Source organism: Streptomyces sp. NP-1717, from assembly GCF_022695985.1.
Lineage (GTDB): Bacteria > Actinomycetota > Actinomycetes > Streptomycetales > Streptomycetaceae > Streptomyces.
Map to the genome: position 1 here is coordinate 1 of NZ_JAAPBF010000380.1, position 3,704 is coordinate 3,704.

3 protein-coding genes, 1 tRNA gene and 1 pseudogene are annotated in these 3,704 nt (G+C 70.6%); 3 read left to right on the forward strand and 2 right to left on the reverse strand.

The features are described 5' to 3' along the window. Positions 1–369 (reverse strand): DUF3662 domain-containing protein (locus GXP76_RS34575; protein WP_242575574.1); only part of this gene is annotated, 369 nt, incomplete at its 3' end. Positions 370–684: 315 nt separating this feature from the next. Between GXP76_RS34575 and GXP76_RS34580 the strand changes: the two genes are divergently transcribed. Continuing rightward, positions 685–771, forward strand: a tRNA-Leu gene (locus tag GXP76_RS34580). Between the two features lie 316 nt (positions 772–1,087). On the opposite strand, the gene GXP76_RS34585 is transcribed toward GXP76_RS34580, so the two are convergent. Then, positions 1,088–1,702 carry an FMN-dependent NADH-azoreductase gene (locus tag GXP76_RS34585; protein ID WP_242575575.1) on the reverse strand — a complete coding sequence of 205 codons (615 nt, stop codon included), beginning with the start codon at positions 1,700–1,702 and terminating at the stop codon, positions 1,088–1,090. Positions 1,703–1,843: 141 nt separating this feature from the next. Between GXP76_RS34585 and GXP76_RS34590 the strand changes: the two genes are divergently transcribed. Beyond that, positions 1,844–2,197, forward strand: coding sequence for a helix-turn-helix domain-containing protein (locus GXP76_RS34590; protein WP_242575576.1), 354 nt, complete (start codon positions 1,844–1,846; stop codon positions 2,195–2,197). 141 nt (positions 2,198–2,338) lie between these two features. Beyond that, a pseudogene (locus GXP76_RS34595) lies at positions 2,339–3,704 on the forward strand (DUF2252 domain-containing protein); the annotation flags it as partial.

Consider the following 3,704-nt stretch of genomic DNA (forward strand, 5'->3'; position numbering starts at 1 on the left):
CGCCAGGGTGCGGCTGCGCACCCGGTACAGACCGGTGTCGAGGTCGTCGGCCTTCTCCAGATGGACCTTGATCGGGCCCATGAAGGTGTAGCGCTGCTGCTTCGCGTAGTCGCGGACGAGTCCGGAGAGTTCGTCGCCGAGCTGACCCGAGTACGGGCTGAGGCGCTCGAAGTCGGGCGCGCTCAGCTCGACGATGAAGTCGTTGGGGACGACGGTCCGCTCGCGGTTCCAGATCGTCGCGTTGTTGTCGCACTCACGCTGAAGGGCGCCGGCGATCTCCACAGGCTGGACCTCGGACTTGAACACCTTCGCGAAGGTGCCGTTGACCAGACCTTCGAGTCGCTGCTCGAAGCGCTTCAGGACTCCCATGGGGCACCTCCTCCGTCGTTGCCGTCCTGGTACTGCTTACTGATCGTATCCACGCGTCGGGAAATCGGCTGGTTCCCCTTGTCTGCCCCGTCGATGAGTGTCCCCTCTCACACGGATCGTAGAGGCGGCCTCAGGACAGTGTCCCGCACCCGGGGTGCACTCCGGAGGAGTGGGGGGAGGCCGCTTGAGGTTGCTTGTTCCCCGGCCGGGTCGCCGAGACAAACGGATGTGATTCCACGCTCCGCAGCGTGCTAATCTTTTCGATGTCGCCAGGCGATCACACCAGCAGGTGAGAGGCCGGACGGCACACCCAATGCGCGGGTGGCGGAATAGGCAGACGCGCTGGATTCAGGTTCCAGTGCCCGAAAGGGCGTGGGGGTTCAACTCCCCCCTCGCGCACCAGGAGAACCGGCGAAACGGGTCTCCGCCAGAGACGAAAGTCCTGGCGGAGGCCCGTTTCTCGTATGCCCGGATCCCGCGCGGCGATGCGTGGGGTGCGAGGTGGCTTGTTGTCTGCCCCGCGTCGGGTGGGGTGCGGTGCGGGTGTGCCGGTGTGCGGTTCTGGCGCGGTGACGCATGTCACCGGGCGGGTGGGTGCGTTCATGATCCGACCCGCACCCGTGGCGCTCGGGGTGCGGGTCGGTCTGTCCGGCTGTTCGGCCCGTTGCCGCTGTGTGTTCGTGTTCCCGGTGCGTGTGCCGGTGCGTGTCCGTCCGTGTCAGGCGGCGAAGCGCGAGGCCAGGGCCTTGGCCTTCTGCGCGGCCTCTTCCCGTGCCCTGGTGCGGGACGCCTCGGCGAGCGGGACGAGGTCCGCCATGGCGGGCACCGTGTGGGCCAGGGTCAGTTCCGGGACGATGAAGTCGACGTCCTTGACGCCGAACATGCCGGTCAGCACCTTCTCCAGATAGTTCTGGACGAACTCGAAATCCGCGCGCGGGCTGCCGGGCACGTACGAGCCGCCCCGGCTGGCGACCACGGTGAACGGCGTACCGGTGACGGGACTCTCCTCAAGGGCGTTGTAGCCAAGGATGATCACGTGGTCCAGCCATGCCTTCAGCGTGGACGGAATCGTGAAGTTGTACATCGGGGCGCCGATGAGAACGGCGTCCGCGGCCGCGAGTTCGGCGGCCAGTTCCGCGCGCAGCGCGTTGTCCGGGCCCGCGGCGGCCGCGGCGATGTCCAGGTGCGGCAGCGGGGCCGCGGCGAGATCCCGGTAGACGACCTCGCCCTCGGGGTGCTGCTCGCGCCAGCTCTTGACGAAGGTGGCGGTGACGTCGCGCGAGGCGGATCCCTGGGGGGAAACGGCGGAGTCGATGTGCAGCAGCGTGGCCATGAGGGTCTCCATGGGGAACAGAGGGGTGGTCCTGGCACGGCTGAGGGCCGATGCCGGTGTTGCACTTTTGTGCGTACCTATGGATAACACAGTAGCTTACTTTTTTTCATCCCCTTCGTGGGTTCGCAGTACTCTGGTGCCATGGAGGGAAACGGGGATCCGTGCAAGCCGGTGGACGTGGGGATGACGCGCGTCTTCGAACTGTTCGGCAAGAGGTGGACCGGGCTGATCGTGTCCGTCCTGATGCAACGGCCCGTGCACTTCGCGGAGTTGCGGCGGGCGATCCCCGGCATCAGTGAGCGGATGCTGTCCGACCGGCTGACGGAGCTGGCGGGCGCGGGGCTGGTGGTGCGCGAGGTCGACGAAGGGCCGCCGCTGCGGGTCGCGTACCGGCTCACGGACGCGGGGGCGGCGATGGAGCCCGCGCTGCGGGAGCTGGGGCGGTGGGCCGAGAAGCATCTGGCGGGCGAGAGCGGCTGCCCGAACCACACCTAGGGCTCGGCGGCCTGACGGGGTGCCTGGGCCGGTCGGGGCAGGCGCGTTGGAGGGTTGTCCACAGGGGGAGACGGCTGTCGGGGCGCGGCGGTAACGTCGTCGGCGGTTGATGCCGGACGAGTGCGGGGGAGGCGGCGTGCCATGGGCGAGGCCGGTGCGGTGGTGGCTGACGGGCGTATTCCGGTCGTGCCCGGGTTCGCGGGGCGCGTGACGGCGGGCGCCGGGCGGGGCACGCCGAAGGACGCGGGGAAGGCGCTGCGGGAGCGGGTTCCGAGGTCTTCGCACGATTCGCTGGTGCTTCCGGCCGCACGGCCCGACGCGGTGCGGGCCGTCGAGGAGTCGAGCCGTGACCGGGTGCCCGAGCTGGCGCCGCTGCGGGTGGGGCGCATGGCCGCGGCACCCTTCGCGTTTCTGCGGGGCGCGGCCGGACTGATGGCGCACGACCTGGTCGGGACGCCGGTGACGGGCGCGGGCGCACAGATCTGCGGTGACGCGCACGCGGCGAACTTCGGGCTGTACGGGGACGCGCGGGGCCGGCTGGTCATCGATCTGAACGACTTCGACGAGACGGTCGTCGGCCCCTGGGAGTGGGACGTCAAGCGGCTCGCGACCTCACTGGTGCTCGCCGGGCGTGAGGCCGGCGCCGACGAGGACACCTGCCGCCGCGGTGCTCAGGACGCCGTGGGCGCGTACCGGCGCACGATGCGGCTGCTGTCGAAGCTGCCGGCCCTGGACGCGTGGAACGCGATCGCCGACGAGGATCTCGTCTCCCACACGGACGCGCGCGATCTGATGGGGACGCTGGAGCGGGAGCGCGGGGGCGGCGGCGCAGCGGCGCTTCGTCGACGCGCCGCCGGTGCTCCGGCGGGTGCCGGACGCGGAGGCCGCGGCGGTCGCGGCCTCGCTGGGCGAGTACCTGGGCACGCTCTCGCCGGACCGGCTGCCGCTGCTCGCGCGGTACGCGATCCATGACGTGGCGTTCCGGGTGGTCGGCACGGGCAGCGTCGGGACGCGGTCGTACGTGGTGCTGCTGCTGGACCACCGGGGCGAGCCGCTGGTGCTTCAGGTGAAGGAGGCGCGGGCGTCGGCGCTGGTGCCGTTCCTGGGGGCCGCGGGGTTCGAGGCGCCGGGAGTGGAGCACGAGGGGCGCCGGGTGGTGCTCGGCCAGAAGCGGATGCAGGTCGTCAGCGACAATCTGCTCGGCTGGACGACGGTGGCCGGCAGGCCGTATCAGGTACGGCAGTTCAGGAACCGCAAGGGCAGTGTGGATCCGGCCGCGCTCCCGGCCGACCAGGTCGACGACTACGCGCGGATGACCGGCGCCCTGCTGGCCAGGGCGCACGCCCACAGCGTGGATCCGCGGCTCGTCGCCGGGTACTGCGGCAAGAGCGAGGAGCTGGACGAGGCGGTCGCGGCCTTCGCCGTGGCGTACGCGGACCGCACCGAGGCGGATCACGCGGAGCTGGTGACGGCCGTCAAGAACGGCCGGATCGCCGCCGAGCTCGGG

Excerpts from the sequence above, each read along its gene's own strand:
- GXP76_RS34585 (WP_242575575.1), bottom strand. The coding sequence starts at position 1,702 with ATGGCCACGCTGCTGCACATCGACTCCGCCGTTTCCCCCCAGGGATCC.
- GXP76_RS34590 (WP_242575576.1), top strand. The coding sequence starts at position 1,844 with ATGGAGGGAAACGGGGATCCGTGCAAGCCGGTGGACGTGGGGATGACG.